Here is a 21,068-nt window from a genome sequence, read left to right on the forward strand (position 1 = left end):
GGGGATCGGTAGTCTGGGCCGCCTCTATTCTAAATTGCTAGATAAATTGTCGCTGATTGGCGAAGTTCTCAGGTACCAGAACGGTATCCATAGCCAGCTCCCTTAGGCCTGGGTAGTCTAGGGAATAGTGCAGGCCACGGCTTTCGCGACGGTCCAGGGCTGAGCGAATAATTAGTTCTGAAACCAGTGCCAGGTTACGCAGTTCCACTAAGTCGTTGGTGATGCGGTAGTTGGCGTAAAACTCGCGAATCTCTCGCTGCAAGAGTTTTACCCTATGCTGGGCTCGTAGCAGGCGCTTGCGTGTGCGCACGATTCCTACGTAATCCCACATAAAGCGACGCAGTTCATCCCAGTTGTGCGAGATCACAACATCTTCATCTGAATCTGTTACCCGTGAAGCATCCCAGCCTGGTGCGCGGCGTGGTACCTGTACTGAGTCGAGGTGCTCCTCAATATGCAGTGCGGCAGAGCGCGCATATACCAAGCACTCCAAAAGCGAGTTACTGGCTAGGCGGTTGGCGCCATGCAGGCCAGTAAATGTGGTTTCGCCAATGGCGTACAGCTGATCCAGGTCTGTGCGGCCATGATGGTCCACCATAATACCGCCGCATGTGTAATGGGCGGCAGGAACCACTGGGATTGGCTCCCGGGTAATATCGATGCCGTACTTCAGGCAGTTGCTGTATACCGTAGGGAAGTGTTCCCGCACAAAGTCGGGGTCTTTGTGGGAGATATCCAGGTATAAGCAATCTGCACCCAGGCGCTTCATCTCATGGTCAATTGCCCGGGCGACGATATCCCGAGGGGCCAGTTCGCCACGCCTGTCGAAGCTCTCCATAAAACGGCTGCCGTCAGGCAGCTGCAATTGTGCACCTTCGCCGCGTAGAGCTTCAGTTATAAGGAAGGCTTTGGCTTTTGGATGGTACAGGCAGGTGGGGTGGAACTGATTAAATTCCATGTTGGCAACCCGGCAACCGGCGCGCCAAGCCATGGCAATACCATCGCCACTGGCTCCGTCGGGGTTGCTGGTATAGAGGTAAGCTTTGCTGGCACCTCCTGTGGCGAGCACCACAGCCTTGGCCTGAATAAGCTCGACCTCTTCAGTATTTTTATTCAGAACATAAGCGCCAGCACAGCGAAAACGCCCCTTCTCGGGATCAGGCTGGCGGATCAGGTCTATGGCGACGCGGTGTTCAAAACAGTCGATATTGGAGCTGTTAAGCACCTTTACCAGCAGAGTGCTGTGTACGGCTTTACCAGTGGCGTCAGCGCTGTGAATGATGCGGCGATGGCTGTGTCCCCCTCTTTCGTAAGGTGGTAATCCTCCCCCTCGCGGGTAAAGTCTACGCCCTGGTTGATCAGCCAGCGAATAGCAGCGGTACTCTCCTCCACCGTGAAGCGTACAGACGATGGGTGGCAGAGTCCTGCACCCGCGTCTAATGTGTCTGCAATGTGCGACTCCACCGAATCCATCTCATCTAGCACTGCAGCGATGCCTCCTTGGGCGAACCAGGTGGAGCCGTCCTGCAGGCGCTGCTTGGAGAGCAGAGCTACGCGATACTTGGTTGAGAGGTGCAAGGCCAGGGTAAGGCCGGCGGCACCGCTGCCGATTACGAGAATGTCGTAGTTTGCCTGGGCATTCATAGATTTCATTTATCTTTTAGGGTCGCGTAGTATAGCGCCTCCTGATTATTCGTCGATTTGACGTGGAACTTATGTCCTATTGTCAGTGTCATCAACAAAGTAAAAGAAACGCCTGCGCCGGCAGCCCCTTAATAATGACAAGTGGCGCCCGCAGTGTGGCTGGATATGGGAGTTGGGGATGACAGCGCATCAGGCGTCAACGAGTGACCGTGAGCTGGTAGAGCGGGTTCAAAAGGGAGACAAACGCGCTTTTGATCTTTTAGTACTCAAATACCAACACAAAATTGTTGCCGTAGTCAGTAGGTTTATCAAGGACCACAGTGAGGTACAGGATGTAACTCAGGAGGCTTTTATAAAGGCCTATAGGGCACTTGCCAATTTCCGTGGCGACAGTGCTTTTTACACATGGATGTATCGAATCGCGATTAATACCGCTAAGAACCACTTGGTTTCCCGCAGTCGCCGTCCGCCGTCCTCAGATGTGGATCTTGAGGATGCCGAGTTCTACTCGGGTGCCGATCTTTTGCGGGATAACGAGACTCCTGAGAATCAGATGTTTCGCGACCAATTGGAGGGGGCTGTTCATCGCGCTATTCGCGCACTGCCAGAAGATCTGCGCTCAGCAGTTACGTTGAGGGAGCTTGAGGGATTGAGCTATGAGGAGATCGCCGAGGTAATGGGATGCCCGGTAGGCACAGTGCGCTCTAGGATATTTCGCGCACGGGAAGCGATTGACCGGACAGTCCAGGCCGTGATGGCCGGTGAGCCGGAAACACTGGGTGACAGAGGCTAATTTTGCGGAAAATTTTCCCTGCCGGGGAAACCAACCGCCGAGAGCCCGGTCATAACTGATACCAATTATGGTGCGTGTGGGCACCGAATAAATGATTGCACAAGAGGGTTAACCCCTATGTCCCACGGGAATCATCAGGAACGTCTCAACGAATCGCTCTCGGCGCTTATGGATGGCGAAGGCAGCGAATTGGAGTTGCAGCGGCTGCTTAAGGCCTCTGCTGTCTCTGAAGAGTTGGGTGAGCGCTGGTCACGCTACCAACTGGCCGCGAGCGTAATGCGTCGCGAGCATGTCGCCCCTGTAGATAGTGGCTTGGCTGCGAGCATCTCTGCAGCGATCGATCTCGAAGAGCCTCTGTCTCAGACTGGAAGTGCTTCTGTAGCCGCCAACGAACTGGTTAACAGTCGTTGGTGGCGTCCGCTTTCGCGCGGTGCAGTGGCAGCCACTGTGGCCCTCGCCGCAATCCTTGGGGTGCAACAGATTACCGATACCCAGCAGAACCTAGTGCAGGGTATAGATCAGGTCGCCGAAATCGAGCGCCCGGCGCAGCCGGTAGCCCAGTCGGCGCCACAACCTTCTGGTTTTTATGTTCCAGCCCCTCGACTCGTTCAGTAAGTACGGCCACGCCGCGCTTTGTACCTGAGCAGCGCGGGCAGGCAGTGATTCAGCAGGCACCTACGCCGGAGCTGATGCGCCATTTAAACCGTGTGATGATTCAACACTCCGAACAGGCCGCGCATGTTGGTAGTCAGGGTATGGTGCCCTTTGCCCGAGCGACCTACGGCGAACAGGTTGGAATGTAGTGTGACGAAAGTCGTTTACCGGGGGGTCTTATCAATAGCGCAACCCTTAGTGCCAGCAGCCTGCTGTTGGCCTCCTTCCTGCTGGCCCCGCTGTCATTCGCACAGGAGGCTGCCGGTGGTGACCCCAATACCCCCAGTGCAGTAAACCTCGATATGGCCAGCTCTCAGGGTTCTCCTGTAGCGGAATCTGGTTTGGTCGCTGCAGGAGGGGAAGCCAGTTCAGCAACTACAGCTGCTGTAATTGACCCTTCTGCACCAGTGATGGCGGAAACGGCTGTTATTGAGCCTTCGGCAGCTGCCCCTGGGGCACTTGTTGGTTCCAATATGGCTAGTGCCCAGGCTGCCGGAAATGAGGTAGAGCAGTGGTTGAACAAGCTCGCCAAGGCTGTCAGCGAGCTGGAGTATAGCGGGCTGGTGACTTTCGAGCATGCCGGCATGTTGGAGACCCTACAGGTAGTGCATGCGGTGCGTGATGGTGAGCAAGTTGAGCGGGTTCGCTATTTGAGTGGCGAACCGCGTGAATTGATCAGTCACGGTAGTGGTGGTAACTGCGAATTCGGTGCGTCCCCCAGCGCGAGGACTACTTTATGGAATGCGGTGGGGCAGCAACAAGTTCAGCGCGCTTATCAGTTTATCTTGCGTGGTGAAGAGCGTATTGCCGACCGGGATGCGGTAGTGATTGAGGCCAGGCCCCGCGACCGCTATCGACTGGGGCTGGTGGTAAGTCTTGACCGTGAGACAGGCTTGCCCTTGAAAACAATGCTGGTGAGTACCCAGGGGCGCGTCTTGGAGCGCTATCAATTTGTACAGCTGGATTTGTCTCCAGTAGAGGACTCGGCCCTGCAGACGGTTTCAAACGCAGCACGACGTATCGACAATCGCAGCACTTGTGAGACTTCACAGAGCCGCTGGCAGGTGCGCTGGTTGCCCGATGGGTTCAAAGTGGTTTCGGTAAAGCCGCTATCAGATGGCGATATGATGGTCTTTAGCGATGGGCTCGGCGTGTTTACTGTGTTTGTACAGCGTCTTGGCCCTGAGCTGGAGAACTTTAAGGGGCGGGCGATCCGCGGTGCCACTGTCGCCTATATGGACCGGATGGAGGTGAAGGGAGTGGCCTATACCGTCACAGTTGTTGGAGAGATTCCCGATGCCACAGCACGTAGAGTGGCCAGCTCCATCATCGAAAAAGGCTGAATTGCTTGCTAGAAGAGCGGGGCCGAGTCGTGGCCATAGAATCTGATGCCGTCTGGGTGGAAACCATCCAGCGCAGTGCCTGTAATGGCTGTGAGGCTAAATCTGGCTGCGGAACTGGTTTGCTCGGAGACTTTTTCTCCTCTTCCACACGTGTGCGGGCGGCTTTAAATGGTTTCCCCGCCGACAAAATCTCTCTGAATGATACAGCGGTTATTGGAATCACCGAGAGTGCTCTGACCAGTAGTACACTACTGGTATACTTGTTGCCACTGCTTTCCCTGGTGCTGGTAGCGCTATTGGGAGATTACCTTTTCGCTGAAACTGGCGCCGTGATTGGCGCAGTTCTCGGCTTGATGGTGGGAGCTTTGGGGGTACGCTGGTACAGCCGCCACCAGTCTTCAAATCCTGTTTACACTCCTGTATTGCTGCGTATCGAGCCCGGCAGCGACCGCTCCTAACCTAAACTGATAGCTCCATAAATCCGATTGGAGACTCTCCATGCTGGCCCGCTGCTACGCTGAGCGCTGGCCCCTGCGCACAGCTTTCGTCATATCCCGGGGTGCCCGCACTGAGGCTGAAGTGGTCGTGGTGGAGGTGAAGTGGGGCGGCATTGTCGGAATTGGTGAGTGCACCCCCTACGCTCGCTATGGAGAGAGCCCAGACTCAGTGATGCACCAACTTGAACCGCTGTTATCTGAGTTAGCTGCGGGCCTGGACAAGGCGCAATTACAGTCACGCCTGCAGGCAGGCGCTGCGCGTAACGCTCTGGATTGTGCATTAGTGGACTGGGAGAGAAAGTACAAAGGGGATGGCTTCGCTGGTCCCGATTCATTGCCTACCGTACAAACCCTGGTTATCGAGAGCCCAGAGGCGATGGCTGATGCTGCCAGTGTCGCTGTTTCCCAGGGAGTAGAGGTGTTAAAGTTGAAATTGGATGACCAGCTTGTGAGCGAAAGGGTGGCCGCGGTGCGTGCCGCCGCTCCTGCCACTGAGTTGGTCATCGATGCCAACGAGGCCTGGCGTAGCGATGGCCTGATTGAGCGCTGCGAAAAGCTTGCTGAAATGGGGGTGGCCATGCTGGAGCAGCCACTGCCCGCGAGTGATGATGAATTCCTGGAGGCCTTCCCTCATCCACTGCCGATCTGCGCGGATGAAAGTTGTCATACCCGTGCTGACTTACCACGCCTGAAAGGCCGCTACGAGATGGTCAATATCAAACTCGATAAAGCTGGCGGAATCACTGAGGCGCGGGCACTGGCCGATCAGGCTGTTGCTGAGGGGTTTGGGTTGATGCTCGGCTGTATGCTCTGCACTTCTCGGGCTATCCGTGCGGCTTGGCCCCTGGGACCAAGGGCGCGCTATCTGGACTTGGACGGCCCCACTTGGCTTGCAAAGGATGCGGAACCCCCTTTACGCTTTGGTGCAGGTCGGGTTTACTGGTCGTAAGTGAGTAGTTCAATGAGTATCGCCAGATAGTCTTCGCTGGCAGCGTCAGCTGAAATCGGTGGAAATTCCACAGTGATGCAGGGCAGCTCCCGTTCGGCGCACCAGGTGCCAAAGGAGCCTGGAGTCTGATAGCCGATTTCCTTAATTAGTTGTAACTGCAATCCTTTGGCCAGCCAGGCACCGAGTTCTGTTTCCTTAGGATCTTCGACGCAGCCAAGAGGCTCGTGGATAGAAACTGCCCAGGCGGGGTTAAGCTTGGCGATCAATTGGCACAATGAAGCGGTTTCGCACTCTGAGGCGGGGCCATCGCCAGTGCTGAGCCTTACATCGCGGGCCTCGGCGGAACTGTTCCAGCGGTATACGTTGCCGCTCGCATCCCAGTTCTTTGTGGCAAAGTTACGGTTGAGGTCTACCCCGCAGGCGTTGCTACGGGTACCTAATTGGCAGCCATCGGGGTTGGCCGCCAGTATGACATGATGTTTCAGCTGGCCCGATGCCAATGCGCGCAGAGCGCAGGAGAGGGCGACCACAGCGGCGACTTCATCGCCGTGAGTGCCGGCCATAACCAGTCCGTGGTTGTGACCGGATTGCGCGGGAAAATAAAAAAGTGGAGCGCCCAGTGCGCTGTATCCATACACCTCCCTGGGGAGGTGAAATTGGCCGCGCTCAGGGCGCGGGCGCAGTTTAGACATCGCTGGCCCTTTACACAGATTTACACACGGCGGCAGAACTTTCGTAGCTGCATCGCCACTAAATCGTTACAAAATGTCCCCCAAGGGGCCGGAGCCGGTATAGAAGGCATGCCCTGGAAGGGACTCAAAATCCAATGGTTTCATATTAGAAGGGATCACTAGGGGTAACAAACCTATGGTTAAACGCTGTACACAATATTTCTTGGTGCTCTGTCTCCTCATTTCAGGCGCTGCCAGTGCCCGAGGGCTACCTGAACTTACTGAGCTTATTGAGGATAACTCTCCCGCGGTGGTGAAAATCAATACCGTGGACCGCAACCGTGTGGCGCGAGGGAATAGCTCCCCCAATACCAGCAGGAAATTCCAGACATTTTCCGCCACTTACTTGAGCCGCGAAGGCGTCAGCAGCGCCCGGTTGCCAGTATGGGGTCTGGTTTTATTATTTCGGACGACGGTTATATCGTGACGAATAACCATGTGGTTGACGGTGCCGATAAGGTGACGGTCACTCTGACTGATCGCCGTGAATATGAGGCAGAGGTGATTGGTACTGATGTTCGCTCCGATCTCGCTTTACTCAAGATTGAGGCGGATGACCTGTCTGCTGTGCGTTGGGGTGACTCCGAAGAGCTGAAGGTGGGTGAATGGGTGGTCGCTATCGGCTCGCCGTTTGGCCTCGATTATTCCGCTAGTGCCGGTATCGTGAGCGCTATGGGACGCAGTATCCCTAATGAAAGCCGTGAGAATTACGTGCCATTTATCCAGACGGATGTGGCCATTAACCCCGGCAACTCAGGCGGTCCACTGTTTAACCTCAATGGCGAGGTTGTGGGTATTAACTCGCAGATTTATACCCGTAGCGGCGGTTCTATTGGCCTTTCCTTCGCGATTCCAGCAAGCTTGGCCCAAGATGTGGTGGCGCAGCTAAAAGAGAAAGGGCGTGTCGATCGCGGATGGTTGGGTGTAGGTATACGCAATGTAGATCGAGATATGGCCGAGGCTCTGGGGCTTGGCAAGCCGTCTGGGGCGCTAGTGGAGCAGGTGAGTCCTGGCACGCCGGCAGCGGAAGCGGGTATTAAAGCCGGTGATGTAATTACCAGCTTTGATGGCCGCAAAATCGGCGTACATGGCGATCTGCCCCATGTAGTCGGTCAAATTCGCCCGGGTACAGAGGTTCCTGTAGAGCTGATGCGTAAAGGCAAGTCTGAGAGACTGAGAGTGGTTGTTGGTGCTTTGCCCGGTTCTGACGGTGAACGAACCCAGGCTGCTAGCCACCCAGCTACCAGTATTGGTGGCCGTCTTGGGGTAGTAGTTGAAGAAATCCCAGATGGAATGAAGCAGCGCTGGAATGTTGAGACCGGTGTTCTCGTTAAACAGGTTATTCCTGGCAAGCCTGGAGCTAAGGCAGGACTGCGTAGTGGCGATATCATTGCCCAGCTCGGATTTGAGGAAGTAGGGGATATAAAAGACTACAAAACTGTGGTTAAGGAGCTTCCCGAGGACGAGCTACTGCCTATCCGATTCTTCCGTGCCGGCCAGTCAACTTTCCGCACTATCAAGATAGAAAGCTAAGGGTGAGAGGCGAATGGTGGCCCAATGGGTCACCTGCCTCTCACCTACATCCATGAGTTCTGTTAGACTTGCGCCACACAGTTGGCATGGTTGCCAGCTAATCAATTGATTTTTCAAGGGTTTTTATTCCGCAGTGGCCACAGATCTCTCTCATATCCGCAATTTCTCCATTATTGCCCATATCGACCACGGGAAATCTACCCTGGCTGACCGCTTTATTCAGGACTGTGGGGGACTCTCCGACCGGGAGATGGCCGAACAGGTTCTGGATAGTATGGAACTGGAGCGCGAGCGCGGAATTACCATTAAAGCGCAAAGCGTAACGCTTGATTACAAGGCGCGGGATGGCAAGACCTACCAGCTGAATTTTATTGATACGCCAGGACATGTGGACTTCTCCTATGAGGTTTCTCGCTCTCTGGCAGCCTGTGAGGGTGCGCTTCTGGTTGTGGATGCGGCCCAGGGGGTGGAAGCCCAGTCAGTTGCCAACTGCTACACCGCTATTGAGCAGGGGCTGGAGGTTATTCCAGTTCTCAATAAGATGGATTTGCCCCAGGCAGACCCGGAAAAGGTTGCTGAGGAGATTGAGGATATCATCGGCATTGATGCCGCCGATGCCACCCGGTGCAGTGCCAAGTCAGGCCTGGGTGTGGAAGATGTCCTGGAAGACTTGGTGCGACTGGTACCACCACCTGAGGGTGATGTAGATGCGCCTCTTCAAGCCTTGATTATTGATTCCTGGTTCGATAGCTACCTGGGAGTTGTATCCCTGGTTCGTGTAGTGCAGGGAACCCTGAAAACCAAAGACAAGATTGTTACCAAATCTATTGGCCGCGCTCATGTGGTGGACAGTATCGGCATCTTTACCCCTAAGCGCCACGAAACCGGTGTTTTGCGCGCTGGTGAGGTAGGTTTTGTGGTGGCCGGTATTAAGGATATTCATGGTGCGCCGGTGGGTGACACCCTGACTCATGCCAAGGGTGCCGATGAAATTGAAATGCTGCCGGGCTTCCAGAAAGTTAAGCCACAGGTCTATGCCGGCTTGTTCCCCGTAAGTTCAGACGACTATGAAGCCTTTCGGGATGCGCTGGAGAAGCTATCCCTAAACGACGCTTCTTTGTTCTATGAGCCCGAGACATCTGATGCCCTCGGATTTGGTTTCCGTTGTGGCTTCCTTGGCATGTTGCATATGGAGATTATCCAGGAACGATTGGAGCGCGAATACGACCTGGACCTGATCACCACTGCCCCGACGGTAGTCTATGAGGTTGAACAAACCGATGGCGAAGTGGTGATGGTGGACAACCCCTCGCGCCTACCTGATGTGGGCAATATCGAGGAGATGCGAGAGCCTATTGCCGAGGTGAATATCCTGGTACCGCAGGAGTATTTGGGCAACGTAATTACTCTCTGTGTGGAGAAGCGCGGAATCCAGAAAGATATGCAGTACGTTGGTTCACAGGTATCCCTGCGTTACGAGCTGCCAATGAGCGAAGTGGTGATGGACTTCTTCGACCGCCTCAAGTCTGTGAGCCGTGGTTTTGCCTCTCTTGATTACAGTTTTGTACGCTTCGAGGCAGCAAAACTGGTGCGTCTGGATATCCTGATTAACGGTGACCGGGTTGATGCCCTGGCCCTGATTGTTCACCGCGAAAATGCGCAGCAGAAGGGCCGCGCTATGGCGGAGAAGATGAAAGAGCTGATTCCTCGTCAGATGTTTGATGTGGCGATCCAGGCGGCGATTGGTGGGCAGGTAGTTGCACGGACTACGGTGAAAGCCCTGCGTAAGAATGTGACCGCAAAATGTTATGGTGGTGATGTTACCCGTAAGAAAAAACTGCTGGAGAAGCAGAAAGCGGGTAAGCGCCGTATGAAACAGTTAGGCCGTGTGGAAGTGCCGCAAGAAGCCTTCCTGGCTGTATTGAAGGTGGACCAGTAGTGGGCGTGCCTGCTATTGAGATCAAGGATAATAGAGACTCGCAATGGATATTAATTTACCTCTGATTCTGCTCTGGTTGGTTTTAATCAGTGGCGGGATCTGGCTGGTGGACAGTCTGTTTTTCGCTCGTCGTCGCAAGAAAGAGGCTGGCGCTCAGCAGGAAGACCCAGTTGTTGTTGAATACGCTAAATCATTTTTCCCGATTCTGGCTATCGTATTTGTATTGCGCTCCTTTATTGTCGAGCCTTTCCAGATTCCGTCTGCTTCTATGGTCCCCACCTTGCAGATTGGCGACTTTATTCTGGTGAATAAGTATGAGTACGGTCTGCGCTTGCCTGTATCCCGGACGAAAGTGGTGGATATCGGTGAGCCTCAGCGCGGAGATGTGATGGTGTTTTTCCCACCACACATGAACGATACCTATTTCATCAAGCGAGTGATTGGCTTGCCCGGTGATAAGATCGAATTGAAAAATAACGTGCTCTATGTAAATGGAGAGCTGGCACCACAGGAGTTAATTCAGGCGCTCCCACCGGTTAATCCTAAGGTTGAGATTATGTGGGAGAACCTTTACGGCCAGCGTCACCTAATGGCGAAAAATGTTAGCCCCGGAGAGTATGGAAACTTTAGCGGCACAGTGCCTGAAGGTCACTACTTTATGATGGGCGACAACCGCGATAACAGTCTCGACAGTCGCGCCTGGGGGTTTGTGCCTGAGCGCGATGTGGTAGGCAAGGCTTTTGCTATCTGGATGCATTGGGACAAACTGCTCAGTTTGCCCAGTTTTAAACGTGTAGGCTCTATCCAATAATGAGAATTGGCCGACAGTGCGTCGGCGCTAAGGATTGAGGGCATAATTATGGGTAGTGCTATCCGGATTTCAATGGAGCGCCAGCGCGGTATGAGCTATTGGGGCTGGTTATTGGTTATTGCGGTGCTTGGCTTTGCTCTAACCTGCGTATCCAAAATGGCACCGGCTTATGTGGATGCGCGCTACGTTAACGAAGCGTTAAAAACCCTGGGTGAAAACCCGGAATTGGAAAATATGACAGCGGGCCAGATCAAAAAAGAGATGGGTCGCTACTTTCTGATCAACAATGTGCGAGGAGAGCCCACCAAGGCTCTGCAAGTCGTTCGCGGCGCTAAGAGTACTGTGGTCAGTATAAATTATGAATTGCGGCAGCCGTTGATTTACAACATCGATGTCGTGATGAAGTTTAACAAGCAGCTCGACACGGCCAAGCCGGAGCTTTGCTGTGATCCACTGGTAGATCTGGAGCAATTCCGTAAACGTGACTGATCTTTTACTGGAGCGCCTGTGTACGCGTCTCGGCTACAAGTTTGAACAAGGTGATCTGTTAGAGCTTGCGCTGACACACCGCTCCCACGGCAGCCGCAATAACGAGCGTCTGGAATTCCTTGGCGATTCTATTCTCGGTTTTACTATTGGGGCTGCGCTTTACGAACAGTTTCCCGAGGGCAGGGAAGGGCAGTTAAGCCGTTTGCGTGCGCAGTTGGTCAGCGGAGAAACCCTGGCAAAGCTAGCTCGTGAGCTGGATATTGGAGACTGCCTGCGCCTTGGCGAAGGTGAGATGAAAAGCGGCGGTTTTCGGCGCGCCTCAATTCTGGCTGATGCGGTGGAAGCCCTGATCGGTGCTATTTACCTGGATGCTGGTCTAGAGGCTGCGCGCACCAGGGTATTGGAGTGGTTTGCCCCGCGGCTGCAAGGCCTGTCCCTGGAAACTGTAAAGGATCCGAAGACTCGTCTGCAGGAGTGGTTGCAGGGGCGTAAGAAGCCACTCCCGGAGTATTCTGTGGTGGATGTCTCCGGCGCTGAACACGCCCAGCACTTTATCGTTGAATGTCGGGTCAGCGGTCTGGCACAACCAGCTCGAGGAGAGGCTAGCAGTCGTCGCGCCGCAGAAAAGATCGCTGCTGTAGAAGCTTACAGGCAGCTTACCGGCCAGGATTAACCTTACACTAGTTGAGAAGGCGTAACCCCGCCTGTCTCGAAATGACAGCCCCCTGCACTGGGGGTGAGCTGGTTCCGGACTTCCCGGGCGCGTCCAAACTTTTTCGGAGAACTTTTTTGAGCGAACAACCCTCTCGCTGCGGCTATGTCGCGATTGTAGGTCGTCCCAATGTGGGCAAATCCACACTTTTGAACCATTTGCTGGGACAAAAGCTGGCGATTACTTCACGTAAGCCACAGACCACCCGCCACAATATGCTTGGTATTAAAACCGAGGGCCCCAACCAGATTATTTTTGTGGATACGCCAGGCCTGCATTCGGATCAAGAGAAAGCGATTAACCGCTATATGAACCGGGCTGCATCCAGTGCTGCGCGGGATGTGGATGTGGTGGTTTTTGTCGTGGAGCGCACTCGATGGAGTGAGGGCGATCAGTTGGTGGCCGATAAGCTACGGGGTTTGAAATGCCCTCTGATTATTGCAGTTAACAAGGTAGATCAGTTGGAGGATAAGGGAGAACTTTTGCCACAACTGCAGACTTTGGCAGAGCAGCATCCCAAAGCAGAAATCGTACCTATTTCGGCATTGCGCAATGTCAATCTAGAGGCTCTGGAGGAGGTGATTCTCAAGCACCTGCCAGAGGGACAGCACTTTTTCCCGGAAGATCAGGTGACCGATCGCAGTTCCCGCTTTCTTGCTGCGGAGATTGTGCGTGAAAAAATTATGCGTCAGCTGGGAGCTGAAGTTCCTTACCAGGTGACTGTTGAGGTTGAGGAGTTTAAACAGGAAGGCAAAATTCTGCATATCAGTGCCGCGATCCTGGTAGAGCGCTCTGGGCAAAAGCGAATCATTATTGGGAACAAAGGTGAGCGTATCAAGCAAATCGGCAGCCAGGCACGTGAGGATATGGAGCGGTTGTTTGACAGTAAAGTTATGCTGAATTTGTGGGTAAAGGTGAAGTCCGGTTGGTCTGATGATGAGAGAGCCCTGCGCAGTCTCGGCTATCGCGATGAGTAACAGGTCTTTGCCTGGCTGCTGACAGTATGAATACACCTCCGCCGGCACAGCCGGCGTATATCCTGCACTCCCGCCCCTATCGAGACTCCAGTCTGATTTTGGAGTTACTCACACCAGATTTTGGGCGAATCAGTTGTGTTGCTCGTGGTGCGCGTAGGGACAAGCAGCGACGCCGGCAAGCCCTACAACCATTTTCACCTCTGCTGGTCTCCCTGCTAGGTAATGGGCCACTGAAGACCCTGGGCCCGGTAGAAAATGCCGGTGGTCCACTTTGGCTGAAAGGGCGGGCCGTATACGGAGGCCTTTATTCCAATGAGTTGCTGGTAAGGCTGTTACCGGAAGGGGAGGGTCACTATGCATTGTTTGCCGCTTATCAGGGGCTGCTGCAGATACTGTCTAACTTGGGTGGCAGTGACAGCACAGAGATGGAAGGCCCGCTACGTAGCTTTGAGCTACGGTTGCTCACTGAGCTTGGTAGTTGTCCGCCGCTGGATCAATGTGCTGGTGGTCAGGGGGGTGGTTGCGGATAGTTGTTATCGGTTCGAACTTGAGCGGGGTTTTGTTTCAATATTTCGGCCTCAGGGCGGAGTGCTGTGCGATAGTGAATTTCGTGGAGCCGAGTTGCTGGGTATTGCAAGGGCGCAAGATGATGGGCACTGGCCGATAGGGTTGTTGGCCCCCGCGAAGCGTTTGACTCGCTTATTACTACGTAGCTTACTTTGTGATAAACCACTGCAGAGCCGCGAATTGTTTAAACAGGTCTATGGGAAGTGATTGTTAGTATCGGTACAGATATCTGTAGTTACCAGCGTATTGACGCGGTCTGGAAGCGCCATGGTGGGCGCTTTGTTGAGCGTATCTTGAGCGATGGTGAACGCTGTGATTTTGCTGACCTGGCTGAGGTTAATCGTGCGGCCTACTTGTGCAAACGCTTTGCCGCTAAAGAGGCTTTGGGCAAAGCATTAGGTACAGGTATTGGTGAAGGCGTCTCCTGGCAGGATATTGAGATACGCCGGCGTAAAGGGGCAGCCCCTCAGGTTTTGCTGAGTGGCGCAGCGCAGCAACGCGCTCGCGCTATGGGGGTTGACGTGATTCACCTGTCTCTTTCCGATGAGAAGGATGCAGCTTTAGCTTTTGTGATTTTCGAGAGGCATTAGGCCACCTCGAGTCCAAAAAGCGTATCCAGGTCTTGCTCCGAGGCCCACTCACGCAGAGCGCGAATCTCCCTCAGTACAGCATCCAGCTTACGACGATCAATCCCTGCCGGCTCATCATCTTTTTGTGTGCGCAACTCTTCCTGCAGAACACAGGTGGCTTCGCGCAACCTGGAAACGCCGCAATAACAGCACCCCCGTGCATTCGGTGGGTTAGTTCAAACATGCTTTTGAAGTCACCGATGACTTGTAGGCGTTCAAGTTCACGCTCATCGGAAGCCAGCCCATCCACAAGCATCTGCAACATATCCCTGGCCAGCTTGGCATCGCCATTGGCTAGAGTCATGCTCTCGCCAATATCTACAAGCCGCATCTTGTTGAAATTCAGCTTTTCCACCACTTGCGGTGTGATAAGTTTCAGCCAGCGTTTGATCATGTGGGATAGCTGGGCCTCGCTCACGGGCTTACTAAGATAGTCATCCAGTCCTGCGGATAACAATCGAGCTTTTCCTCGGCACCTGCGTGGGCAGTGAGGGCGATAATTGGTGTCCGTTTGCCGGCTTCCCGTTCGCGGATACAGCGAGTAACTTCAATACCATCCATACCGGGCATCTGGATGTCCATAAAGACAAGATCGAAAGTACTCTGTTGCCAGTGTTGCAGGGCCTCCTGACCGCTAGCGGCAATAACCACCTCCACACCCTGGGCACGTAGTAGTTCACCAACTAGGCGCCGGTTGGCTGCGTGATCATCGACTGCGAGGACCCGTGGCGGGGCGGGCCAGGGGAGGGCGGGTATGGCTCCGCTACTGGAGCGCTGCTGGCTTTGTTGCGGCACTGACCTTTTCAATGCGCGCAACAGATTTTCCCTAGTTACCGGCTTGCCCAGGAAGGTAAGTGTTCGGGTGCGAAGCTGCTCGTAGCAACGCCGAAGCTCAGCCGGGGCTCCAAGAACAATAACTCGACATTGGTAAGCATCCACTAGGGATTGCACCTTGACACTGAAGCTGTCGAAATCCCCTTTGGCGATGGCAGTATCGATAATCACTGCATCAGGCAGTGCGTCGTGTCGCCACATTTGTTCAATGGCTGGTTGAAGCGTGTCGGTATCGGTGAGCTCCACGGGTTCAACCTGCCACTGCTTGAGCAGTTGTGCTACCTGGGTGCGGGTGAGTTCGTTGGGGTCGGCAATCAGGATGCGACAATTGGGGAACATTACCCTAGGTGGTATGCCGCGGTTGCGTTCCGGGACCAAAGTCAGCTGTACCCAGCAGGTACTGCCGTCGTTAGCCGCTTTCTCCAGGCCGGTGTTGCCACGCATGCGCTCAACCAGGCTGCGGGCAATAGACATGCCGAGGCCGTTGGCGCTGATCTGTTGTGCATGTTGCGGTGTCTTGGTATTGAGAATCTGCTGTAGCTCGCGACGTCCAGCATCATCTATGCGGTTGCCGAGATCGGTAACACTGATACGCAGCACCAGTTCAGAATCATTGTTGCTTTGTACCGTAAGGCGTACAGGTATATTGCCATTTTCAGAGCTTCGTACAGCATTGCCCAACAGGTTTGTCAGTATTTGCTTGGTGCGTAAAGGGTCGCCAACCAGTGTAGAGGGTAACTGGGGGTCAATCAGTGGCACTAGTTCCAAGTGATGCTCGTAGGCATAGGGAGCGAGGATCTGTAGAGTTTCTTCTAATAGTTGCCCCAGATCCATGGGAATATGATCGAGCACCAGGTTGCCAGATTCGATGCGGGAGAAATCCAGGATATCATTGATAGTGGTGAGCAGGTTTTCCGACGAGCGCAGGATGGTTTGCAGGTAGTCCTGCTGTAATTCGTCGATCTCGGTTTTCAGCAGTAAATTGGTGAAGCCGATGATGCCATTTAAGGGGGTGCGGATCTCGTGACTGGTGTTTGCCAGGAAGGTAGACTTGATTCGACTGGCCTCTTGAGCTCTCTTTCGAGCTAGATCCAGCTCAATATTTTGCTCCTCCATACTATCAAGGGACTGTCGCATATCGTCCATAGCCTGCATTAAATTAGACTTGTACTCGAGTTGATAGCTGGAAAGGCCCTCGGCCATTTCATTAATCTGCTTCGCCAATTGGGCGAGTTCCCGGTTCTCGATTTCGTGAGTGCGGCGGTCGAACTCTCCGCGCCCAATGGCCTGTAATACTTGCCCCATCCGGACGAGGCTGTGGGCAAATCGCTCAGAGAGGATTACCGACCAGGCCAGCGCTGCCAGGGTGCAGATAATCAAGCCGACCAGCCCTACAAGAATCACTTGGTAAGTGCCCACCAGGAAATAGGGGCGGTGCAACTCAATACTAATCCAGCAGGTGGTAATATCACCCTTTAGGGGCTGCAACACCTGCAAGCTTTCGTCATCCTCAAAAATAAATGGCTCGCGCCTTTGCAGCTGCTCACTTGTTATTGGGGTTCGTGGGCGCGGGCCGACGCTAGCCAGTAGACCCAGTCCCGTCGCCAGGTCCAATGGGAGTTTCTTGCTCGCTTCGGTGGAATAGATATGCACCGAACGCACCATGTCCTTCTCTAGCATTAAGGCCAATAAGCTTTTGCGCAGCCATTCCATGCGCAGTTCGGTCGGGTGCCCTCCGCTCATCTCGATGAGTTCTGCAAGTTGTTCTGCACTGGCCCGCCCGTGGCTGAGTAGCAGCTGGCGCCGGTCATGCATCTGTTGCAGAGTAAAGACCAGTGCCAAAGTCATTGCCAGGATCAGTGCCGGGGCAACCGTAAAACGGAACATAGTGGAGCGCAGTGAACGTAATTCCCCGGGGGCTGGCAGGGATGGAATTGAGCTTTTGGGGGCCATGGTGAAAGAAGGGCCTTGTGCGATTATTTTTTCCCCATTTTACCTATATGGATCAGGTGGTGCACTCTCATGTAAAGAGTTGAAGAAATTGTTTCTTCTCGAGAGTGTCATTTCGTAATAACCCGACTATATAGTCCACATACAGAGTTGGTATTTAGCGATGTGTAGGCGTTCAGGTAAACTGTCCGGCCGCAATATCTGTCTGGAACTGAATGCACTATGGATTACCCCACAATTGCTGACTGTGTAGGCAATACTCCACTGGTTAAATTACAGCGCCTGCCTGGTGATACCAGCAATACGATTTTGCTTAAGCTGGAAGGGAATAATCCTGCTGGTTCTGTCAAAGACCGTCCGGCACTTTCCATGATTAACCGGGCTGAAGCCAAGGGACAGATCAAGCCTGGTGATACCCTGATCGAAGCAACCAGCGGCAATACCGGCATTGCCCTGGCGATGGCGGCAGCTATAAAAGGCTACCGTATGATCCTGATTATGCCTGACAGTGCTACAGCCGAGCGCAAGGCATCCATGACTGCCTACGGAGCGGAATTGATCCTGGTCAGCGCGGAACAGGGCATGGAGGGCGCACGTGATTTGGCGCTAAAAATGCAGAGTGACGGTATGGGGCTGGTACTAAATCAGTTTGCCAATACTGATAACCCTCTAGCCCATTACGAGGGCACAGGCCCAGAAATTTGGCAGCAGACAGGAGGAGAAATAACACATTTTGTTTCGTCTATGGGAACAACCGGCACCATTATGGGGTGTGGTCGTTTTTTGAAAGAGCAAAATCCGGAGATCCAGATTGTTGGGTTGCAACCAACCGATGGGTCCAGTATTCCCGGTATTCGCCGTTGGCCTCAAGCTTATCTGCCAAAGATTTTTGTCCCTGAAGAAGTGGATCTGGTCATCGATATGGATCAGAGTGAAGCTGAAGATATGACACGGAGGTTGGCGCGAGAGGAGGGTATTTTCTGTGGTGTCTCCTCGGGTGGCGCTGTAGCTGGTGCGCTGCGACTTTCCACCCAGGTGGAAAACGCTATTATCGTTGCTATTATTTGTGATCGAGGAGATCGCTATTTATCCTCAGGACTGTTTAACCAGTAAATTTTTTTCAGGCTGGTGAGACCTTATTGCCAGCCTAGCTGTTCCTCAGCAAACATTACGCGTATATTTTTCCTTTTTTCCCAATTAATTTTTCTCACAAAATAAAATTTACTCCTTTTTAGTAAATTCGGTTTTACTTCCTTGGTTGCATTCCCAATTTTTTTAACTGAGTAATTCCTCACTTGCTGGACTTTTTTAGATGAAGCCATTTTAGGCTGTCTGGGGGCATTTGTTGAGTGTTTAATCTTTTGGCAGAAACTTTTCGAAGGGCCATTTCTTAGTTAATGCTGGTTTTTGAAAACCTACAAAACAAAATTTTATTGCAAATGGTTTGTACTGTGGGTCGGCTTTTACTTTTACACGTGGGCATTTCTTTACAAGTATTTTATGTGACTGTCCAGCCAGAGGGCTGGTTGTATTCGCAGCTATTCTCTTGTCAAGTTTGACAAGCTGCTGCGAAAGAATGCTGAATTTCACGCAGCTTGTTGAAAAATATAAAGAAAATCGTGGACTTTAGTGTGTTCAAACCTATGATAGAAGCGCTCCTTTAAGGGCTATACACACTTTATTTACCTGGCACTGCAGTTTCGTAGTTGGGTGGGGAGTGCCAGTAAGTTTCCAAATTCCTGTTTCGGTCCGGTAAGACATGGTTCAAGTCAGAAAACATCATTCCTTCGGAGGTGAGAGCGAACTCGACCTGGAGTCTTGGCTTCGTCATGTACAGAAATTGGCGGGCCTGGATGGCGCTGCGATAGTAAAACTGCGCCGCGCCGCTGAAGTGAGCGCGGAAGCGGAGCAGCGGGCTATTGAAGCGGAAAACATATGGGCGGAAGGCGCAAGTAGTTTTGCTACAGGCCTGGAAATGGCAGAGATTCTGGCGGATCTGCAAATTGATTCAGAAGCATTGGTCGCAGCTGTTCTTTATCGGGCTGTGCGTGAAAAGCGCATGCCAATTAAAAGTGTCGAGGAAGAGTTTGGTTCGACAGTAGCCAAGCTGATCCGAGGGGTGTTGCGAATGGCGGCAATTCGCAGTCGCAGCGCAGATACAGGAGATGAACGTAAAAGTGGTGCTGTAGAAGAGCACTCTGAAAATATCCGCCGCATGTTGGTAGCTCTGGTGGATGATGTTCGAGTCGCTCTGATCAAGCTCGCGGAGCGAACCTGTGCAATTCGTGCGGCGAAGAATGTAGAACAGGCAAAGCGTACTCGAGTGGCGCGGGAGGTGGCTGATATCTATGCGCCGCTTGCCCATCGATTGGGTATTGGTCATATCAAGTGGGAATTGGAAGACCTCTCTTTTCGCTACCTGGAGCCAAACGATTACAAGCAGATTGCCCGCTTGCTGGATGAAAAGCGGCTGGCGCGCCAGAAGTATATTGATGAGGTGTTGGAGCTTCTGCGCAAAGAGTTGGCTAAGGCAGACATTGAGGGAGATGTCTACGGTCGTGCAAAGCATATCTACAGTATCTGGCGTAAGATGCGCCGCAAGAATATCGGCTTTTCCCAAGTTTATGATATCCGCGCTGTACGCATCCTTGTACCTACAGTGCGAGATTGCTATGCGGTATTGGGTATAGTGCATAACCTATGGCGCAATATCCCCAATGAATTTGATGATTATATTGCCTCTCCCAAGGAGAACGGCTATCGCTCGCTGCATACAGCGGTTATTGGCCCAGAGCGCAAGGTGCTGGAAGTCCAGATTCGTACTTTTGCTATGCATGAGGAAGCCGAATATGGTGTCTGCGCCCATTGGCGCTATAAGGGTACTGACCTGAAAAGTGAGAGCAAGGATAGCTATGAGCAGAAGATTTCCTGGCTGCGCCAAGTGCTCGACTGGCACGAAGAGGTGGGAGGCAACCCTCTGCAGGACGATCTGCAGACCGGCGAAGGGGACTCACGTATTTATGTGTTCACCCCGGATGGCCATGTGGTGGATTTGCCCCGTGGGGCTACGCCGCTGGATTTTGCTTATAAAATCCATACTGAAATTGGTCATCGCTGCCGTGGAGCAAAAGTGGACGGGCGGATTGTCCCTCTAAACCACGAATTGCAGACTGCCAACCAGGTAGAAATCCTGACCAGTAAACGTGAGGCACCGAGTCGTGATTGGCTGTCCTCGGGGATGGGCTATATCACTACCTCGCGTGCCCGTGCCAAGATTATTCACTGGTTTAAACAGCAGGCACGTGACCAGAATATTGCTGATGGCCGCAGCATACTTGATGGCGAGTTTAAACAACTGGCCCTGAGTGACTTTGATTTTGAGAAGCTAGCAGCGAAACTGAACATGCACTCGCTGGATGACCTCTATGCAGCGGTAGGCGCGGGTGATATCGGTGTAGGGCAGGTATTAAATACCGCCCAACGTATGGTCAAAGTTGATTATGCTGAGCGCGTGCCATCTCTTACCGCATCGGTCGCGCGTGGTGAGGGTAAGACAGATGTTTATATTGATGGAGTAGGTAATTTACTCACTCATATTGCCGGTTGCTGTAACCCGGTGCCCGGTGACGAAATTATGGGGTATATCACCCTCGGGCGCGGGGTTTCCATTCACCGCAAGGACTGCGCCAATATGTTACGGATGCAGGCGGAGGAGTCAGAGCGCGTTCTGCAGGTAAACTGGGCGGAAAAGCCGCGTGAACTCTACGCAGTGGAAATCATTATTGAGGCTTATGATCGCCTTGGTCTGCTACGAGATGTCACTGCCATGCTGGATAGTCAGAAAATTAATGTCACGGCTATGCAGACTCATTCCAATAAGCATAAGCACACCGTTGAAATGGTGCTGACTGCTGAAATTCACAACTTTGAAGAATTGAGTTACGTGCTGCATCGCATTAATCGCCTGCCTAATGTGGCATCGGCGAAGAGACGCATGTTGCGCTGAATAAGGGGGT

At 53.1% G+C, this 21,068-nt stretch carries 17 protein-coding genes and 2 pseudogenes; 15 read left to right on the forward strand and 4 right to left on the reverse strand.

Translation table 11 applies throughout. The annotated features are described in order from the left end of the window. Positions 1 to 37: 37 nt before the first annotated feature. Positions 38 to 1,644 (reverse strand): annotated as a pseudogene (gene nadB, locus P3339_RS07310) (L-aspartate oxidase). 178 nt (positions 1,645 to 1,822) lie between these two features. Here nadB and rpoE point away from each other — a divergent pair. The 5 genes from rpoE (at position 1,823) to ycjG (ending at position 5,880) form a co-directional block, all read left to right on the forward strand. Continuing rightward, positions 1,823 to 2,437 (forward strand): RNA polymerase sigma factor RpoE, encoded by a 615-nt coding sequence (gene rpoE / locus P3339_RS07315; protein WP_020413470.1) that lies wholly within the window; start codon positions 1,823 to 1,825, stop codon positions 2,435 to 2,437. Positions 2,438 to 2,554: 117 nt separating this feature from the next. Beyond that, a complete protein-coding gene (locus P3339_RS07320) occupies positions 2,555 to 3,052 on the forward strand; it encodes a sigma-E factor negative regulatory protein (RefSeq protein WP_282952879.1) in 498 nt (165 codons plus the stop codon). A 254-nt stretch (positions 3,053 to 3,306) separates the two neighbouring features. Then, complete coding sequence (locus P3339_RS07325) at positions 3,307 to 4,434, forward strand: MucB/RseB C-terminal domain-containing protein (protein WP_282952880.1); 1,128 nt, start codon at positions 3,307 to 3,309, stop codon at positions 4,432 to 4,434. A gap of 29 nt (positions 4,435 to 4,463) precedes the next feature. Further along, complete coding sequence (locus tag P3339_RS07330; RefSeq protein WP_282952881.1) at positions 4,464 to 4,892, forward strand: SoxR reducing system RseC family protein; 429 nt, start codon at positions 4,464 to 4,466, stop codon at positions 4,890 to 4,892. Positions 4,893 to 4,932: 40 nt separating this feature from the next. Beyond that, positions 4,933 to 5,880: an L-Ala-D/L-Glu epimerase gene (ycjG, locus tag P3339_RS07335; RefSeq protein ID WP_020413466.1), complete on the forward strand. Its 948-nt coding sequence runs from the start codon at positions 4,933 to 4,935 to the stop codon at positions 5,878 to 5,880. Here ycjG and mpaA read toward each other — a convergent pair. Beyond that, positions 5,868 to 6,572 (reverse strand): murein tripeptide amidase MpaA, encoded by a 705-nt coding sequence (mpaA, locus tag P3339_RS07340; RefSeq protein ID WP_282952882.1) that lies wholly within the window; start codon positions 6,570 to 6,572, stop codon positions 5,868 to 5,870. The two genes, ycjG and mpaA, sit on opposite strands and share 13 nt — an antisense overlap. A gap of 175 nt (positions 6,573 to 6,747) precedes the next feature. On the opposite strand from mpaA, the pseudogene P3339_RS07345 reads away from it, so the two are divergent. From P3339_RS07345 to acpS, 8 genes and pseudogenes are all read left to right on the forward strand, one after another. After that, a pseudogene (locus tag P3339_RS07345) lies at positions 6,748 to 8,144 on the forward strand (Do family serine endopeptidase). Between the two features lie 133 nt (positions 8,145 to 8,277). Further along, positions 8,278 to 10,083, forward strand: a complete 1,806-nt coding sequence (gene lepA / locus P3339_RS07350; RefSeq protein ID WP_020413463.1) for a translation elongation factor 4 — start codon at positions 8,278 to 8,280, stop codon at positions 10,081 to 10,083. Positions 10,084 to 10,126: 43 nt separating this feature from the next. Then, positions 10,127 to 10,894, forward strand: a complete 768-nt coding sequence (gene lepB / locus P3339_RS07355; protein ID WP_020413462.1) for a signal peptidase I — start codon at positions 10,127 to 10,129, stop codon at positions 10,892 to 10,894. A gap of 48 nt (positions 10,895 to 10,942) precedes the next feature. After that, positions 10,943 to 11,383, forward strand: a complete 441-nt coding sequence (locus tag P3339_RS07360) for a DUF4845 domain-containing protein (RefSeq protein WP_282952884.1) — start codon at positions 10,943 to 10,945, stop codon at positions 11,381 to 11,383. Further along, the gene (gene rnc, locus P3339_RS07365) at positions 11,376 to 12,056 is read left to right on the forward strand and encodes a ribonuclease III (RefSeq protein ID WP_020413460.1); all 681 of its coding nucleotides are present in this window, start codon (positions 11,376 to 11,378) and stop codon (positions 12,054 to 12,056) included. Before P3339_RS07360 ends, rnc begins: the two co-directional genes overlap by 8 nt. Positions 12,057 to 12,172: 116 nt before the next feature. Then, positions 12,173 to 13,072, forward strand: a complete 900-nt coding sequence (gene era, locus P3339_RS07370) for a GTPase Era (protein ID WP_026305091.1) — start codon at positions 12,173 to 12,175, stop codon at positions 13,070 to 13,072. Between the two features lie 26 nt (positions 13,073 to 13,098). Beyond that, positions 13,099 to 13,602, forward strand: a complete 504-nt coding sequence (recO, locus tag P3339_RS07375) for a DNA repair protein RecO (RefSeq protein ID WP_282952885.1) — start codon at positions 13,099 to 13,101, stop codon at positions 13,600 to 13,602. Positions 13,603 to 13,842: 240 nt separating this feature from the next. Next, on the forward strand, positions 13,843 to 14,229 hold the full coding sequence (gene acpS, locus P3339_RS07380; RefSeq protein WP_282952886.1) for a holo-ACP synthase: 387 nt from the start codon (positions 13,843 to 13,845) through the stop codon (positions 14,227 to 14,229). A 70-nt stretch (positions 14,230 to 14,299) separates the two neighbouring features. Here acpS and P3339_RS07385 read toward each other — a convergent pair whose 3' ends face one another. Together P3339_RS07385 and P3339_RS07390 are read right to left on the reverse strand one after the other, a co-directional pair. Next, entirely contained in the window at positions 14,300 to 14,725 is a 426-nt protein-coding gene (locus P3339_RS07385; protein WP_282952887.1) for a hypothetical protein, read from the reverse strand. After that, positions 14,683 to 17,055 carry a response regulator gene (locus tag P3339_RS07390; protein WP_282952888.1) on the reverse strand — a complete coding sequence of 791 codons (2,373 nt, stop codon included), beginning with the start codon at positions 17,053 to 17,055 and terminating at the stop codon, positions 14,683 to 14,685. The genes P3339_RS07385 and P3339_RS07390 overlap by 43 nt, the downstream gene beginning before the upstream one ends. Positions 17,056 to 17,274: 219 nt before the next feature. Here P3339_RS07390 and cysM point away from each other — a divergent pair, with 219 nt between their 5' ends. Beyond that, positions 17,275 to 18,165, forward strand: coding sequence for a cysteine synthase CysM (cysM, locus tag P3339_RS07395; protein WP_282952889.1), 891 nt, complete (start codon positions 17,275 to 17,277; stop codon positions 18,163 to 18,165). A gap of 646 nt (positions 18,166 to 18,811) precedes the next feature. After that, a complete protein-coding gene (relA, locus tag P3339_RS07400) occupies positions 18,812 to 21,058 on the forward strand; it encodes a GTP diphosphokinase (RefSeq protein WP_282952890.1) in 2,247 nt (748 codons plus the stop codon). The last annotated feature ends 10 nt before the right edge of the window (positions 21,059 to 21,068 follow it).

Origin of the sequence: Microbulbifer sp. MLAF003 (assembly GCF_030012965.1) — a bacterium.
Lineage (GTDB): Bacteria > Pseudomonadota > Gammaproteobacteria > Pseudomonadales > Cellvibrionaceae > Microbulbifer > Microbulbifer variabilis.

Bases quoted from the DNA above. Each gene is read 5' to 3' on its own strand.
- P3339_RS07320 (WP_282952879.1), top strand. From the start codon at position 2,555: ATGTCCCACGGGAATCATCAGGAACGTCTCAACGAATCGCTCTCGGCG.
- recO (WP_282952885.1), top strand. From the start codon at position 13,099: ATGAATACACCTCCGCCGGCACAGCCGGCGTATATCCTGCACTCCCGC.
- rpoE (WP_020413470.1), top strand. From the start codon at position 1,823: ATGACAGCGCATCAGGCGTCAACGAGTGACCGTGAGCTGGTAGAGCGG.
- mpaA (WP_282952882.1), bottom strand. From the start codon at position 6,572: ATGTCTAAACTGCGCCCGCGCCCTGAGCGCGGCCAATTTCACCTCCCC.
- P3339_RS07390 (WP_282952888.1), bottom strand. From the start codon at position 17,055: ATGGCCCCCAAAAGCTCAATTCCATCCCTGCCAGCCCCCGGGGAATTA.
- ycjG (WP_020413466.1), top strand. From the start codon at position 4,933: ATGCTGGCCCGCTGCTACGCTGAGCGCTGGCCCCTGCGCACAGCTTTC.
- lepB (WP_020413462.1), top strand. From the start codon at position 10,127: ATGGATATTAATTTACCTCTGATTCTGCTCTGGTTGGTTTTAATCAGT.
- P3339_RS07360 (WP_282952884.1), top strand. From the start codon at position 10,943: ATGGGTAGTGCTATCCGGATTTCAATGGAGCGCCAGCGCGGTATGAGC.
- relA (WP_282952890.1), top strand. From the start codon at position 18,812: ATGGTTCAAGTCAGAAAACATCATTCCTTCGGAGGTGAGAGCGAACTC.
- cysM (WP_282952889.1), top strand. From the start codon at position 17,275: ATGGATTACCCCACAATTGCTGACTGTGTAGGCAATACTCCACTGGTT.